The organism is Acinetobacter sp. 1294243, from assembly GCF_000588015.1.
In the GTDB taxonomy this organism is placed as follows: domain Bacteria; phylum Pseudomonadota; class Gammaproteobacteria; order Pseudomonadales; family Moraxellaceae; genus Acinetobacter; species Acinetobacter pittii.
In genome coordinates, this window is sequence record NZ_JFXG01000041.1 from 1 (window position 1) to 3,252 (window position 3,252).

At 41.9% G+C, this 3,252-nt stretch carries 3 protein-coding genes; all 3 read right to left on the reverse strand.

Annotated features, from left to right (window positions below):
• A partial coding sequence (locus tag J655_RS23975) for an IF-2-associated domain-containing protein (RefSeq protein WP_032053415.1) occupies window positions 1–1,288 on the reverse strand: 1,288 nt, incomplete at its 3' end.
• Between the two features lie 10 nt (window positions 1,289–1,298).
• Window positions 1,299–2,783, reverse strand: coding sequence for a transcription termination factor NusA (gene nusA / locus J655_RS23980; protein ID WP_002115134.1), 1,485 nt, complete (start codon window positions 2,781–2,783; stop codon window positions 1,299–1,301).
• Between the two features lie 37 nt (window positions 2,784–2,820).
• On the reverse strand, window positions 2,821–3,252 hold a 432-nt coding region (gene rimP / locus J655_RS23985; RefSeq protein WP_032053417.1), incomplete at its 5' end, for a ribosome maturation factor RimP.

Consider the following 3,252-nt stretch of genomic DNA (forward strand, 5'->3'; position numbering starts at 1 on the left):
CCCCAGCCGCTACTTTCGAACGACGGATACGGTCAAGCAATGATGTTTTACCATGGTCAACGTGACCCATAATGGTAACAACTGGCGGACGAGTTGTTTGCTCACCACGAGCTTCTTCAGCTGCTTCAAGCAAGTTATCTTCCGCTTGTGTATCAGAAACTAAAACAGGGTTGTGGCCCATTTCTTCTACAACAAGTGCCGCTGTGTCTTGATCAATAGCTTGATCTTGATTAACCAATTCACCCATTTTCATAAGTGTTTTGATAACTTCACGTACTTTAATCGCCATTTTTTGAGCAAGATCGGCAACAACAATGCTTGAACCGATTTCTACATCATAAACTTGCTTTTTAACTGGCTTTTCAAATCCATGCTTATTCGCTTGGCTTGATTTTAAACCACGTTTGTTATGGTTAACAAAGCTTTGCTCTTCTTGACCACGACGACCACCTTTCTTCCCAGCACGTGGGTTAGTGGTTGCGCCACCGCGTTTAATTTCACGGTCTTCTTGCTTAAATGAATCTTCATAAGCTTGGCCAACTAGACCTGAAGCAAGTGGAGAATCATCAATAACACGAATTGTCGTAGTAGCATCGTCATTTGAATACTTAGACGCCATTTTGCGCATTTGTTCAAGTGTACGTTGCTGAGCTTCTTCAGCTGCTTTACGACGTGCAGCTTCTTCAGTTGCTTTTAACTGAGCTGACTGCTCTTCACGAGCTCGTTTCTGTTCTGGAGTTTCCGCTGGTTTTGGTGCAGGTTTAACTGTACCACCACCACGCTTTTTCACTACAACAGCAGCTTTTGGAGCTGTCTGTGCAGCACTATCTTGTTGATGAGCAGCACGCATCGCATCTAAAGTTGCTTTAGCTTTTTGCTCTGTTTGAAGACGCGCTTTTTGCTCGGCAGTTTCACGCGTTTGCTGTTCTACACGTGCTTTCGCTTCGGCTTCTGCACGTGCTTTAGCTTCAGCTGCAATTTGTTCAGGGTTTGGTTTAGCAAAAACCTGTTTTTTACGTACTTCTACGTTAATTGTTTTTGCTTTGCCTGAAGTACTTGCAACTTTAGCGGTACTGGTTGTTTTACGTTTCAACGCAATTTTTCCTGTGTTACCACTTTCCTGACCATGAACTTTTTTCAAGTGATTGACCAAAGTATCCTGTTGTTCAGTGGTAATAATGTCGTCTGCTGTACGTTGAGGCAACCCTGCTTCACGAGCCTGTTCTAGGAGCTTCTCAACAGGACGTCCTACACTGAGAGCTAACTCTTTAATCGACTTGTCCGTCATATTTCATCTCCTAGTTAAACCATGATTCGCGAGCTTTCATGATCAATTGACCTGCTTTTTCATGACCAAGTCCTTCAATATCAGAGATATCATCAGTAGCCTGATCTGCCAAATCGTCGACAGTAATAATACCGCGAGCGGCAAGCGAGTAAGCGATCTCAGAAGTCATGCCTTCCATAGTAAGAAGGTCTGCGCTCGGTTCTTGAATATTTTCTTGCTGTTTCAAAGCATCAGTAAGGGCTGCTTCTTTTGCACGACTTTGCAATAACTCAACCAACTCAGCATCAAGCTCAATTTCGTCAAAAGTTTCAGCAGGAACATAAGCAATCTCTTCTAAAGAAGTGAAGCCCATTTCCACCAATGCCATTGCTAAATCTTCTTCAATATCGAGACGTGATACAAACATATCAAGATATTGCTGAGCTTCATTTTGCTGACGAGCACGATACTCTTCTTCAAGCATCATGTCGAGTTTGTAGCCAGTTAAATCAGAAGCTAAACGAACGTTTTGACCTTGAGAGCCAATCGCACGAGCTAATTGATCACTGGTTGCAAAAATAATGTCGGCACTTCTTGCATCTTCATCAAGCACGATGCCTGAAACATCAGCTGGTTCTAATGCGCTAGCAATGTATTGAGCTGGATCATCAGACCAGACCACTACATCAATACGTTCACCATTCAACTCTTGTTGTACAGCTTGAATACGCGTACCACGCATACCAATACATGCACCTACAGGGTCAATACGGTGATCATTTGTTTTCACTGCAATTTTAGCACGAACGCCCGGTTGACGTGCCGCTGCTTTAATTTCAATGATTTCTTCAGAAATTTCTGGAATTTCTTTTTTCATTAAAGCAATTAACATTTCAGGCTTAGCGCGTGATAACAACAACTGAGCGCCACGACCTTCACGGTTAACATTATATAAAATAGCGTTTACACGTTGTTTTGGACGAAGAATTTCTTTTGGAATCATCTCTTCGCGTGCAAGATAAGCTTCTGCGTTGTCGCCTAAGTCGATAATGAAGCCATCTTTGGTTTGTTTTTTCACTTCACCGTAAATTAACTCACCAACTTTAGACTCGTATGCATCAGCAACTAAAGCACGCTCAGCTTCACGAATTTTTTGTACGATAACTTGTTTTGCAATTTGTGCAGCAATACGACCAAACTCAATAGATTCTACTTCGAGTTCACGCACGTCACCAATTGACCATTTAGCTGGATCAACGTCAGAAATTGCATCTTGGCAAGCCGGCATTTCATGATCTTCATCCGCTACAACAGTCCATTGACGGAACGTACGGTAATCACCAGTTTTACGATCAATTTCTACACGAAGTTGAGCTTCTTCAGCATGCGTACCTTCGTAAAATCTCTTCTTCGTTGCAGCAACTAGAGCTTGTTCTAAAGCTTCGAAGATCGCTTCACGACTAACACCTTTTTCATTACTAACCGTTTCAACAACGGTAAGAATTTCGCGGCCCATAAGTCACCTACCGATTTCTTATAAAATTTAAATAAATTTAATCTTGATAGATCAAGTTTGCTTTATCGATATTGTTGCTGTCGATCACAAGCACATGCTTCCCATCAACTTCAACCTGAATTTCTTCATTTTCAAGGTCTACTGCGATAAGTTTTGCTTGAAATTTACGACGGTTTTCTACTGCTGCAATTAAACGCAAAGCAATTTGTTGTCCAATGTAGCCTTGTAACTGTTCTAGCTGAAAAAATGGACGGTCCCAACCCGGTGAAGAAACTTCTAATGAATACTCACCTGAAATTGGATCATGAACATCCAACATTGCGCCAACTTGTTGTGTTACACGCACACAATCTTGTACACCAATACCACGGCCTAGTTCTACTTCGCCATCTTCATTAATTACAGGCTCAGCATCTTCACTTACCGCTTTATCGATATAAATACGCAATAATGAACGTTTACCTTGTGG

Excerpts from the sequence above, each read along its gene's own strand:
- nusA (WP_002115134.1), bottom strand. The coding sequence starts at position 2,783 with ATGGGCCGCGAAATTCTTACCGTTGTTGAAACGGTTAGTAATGAAAAA.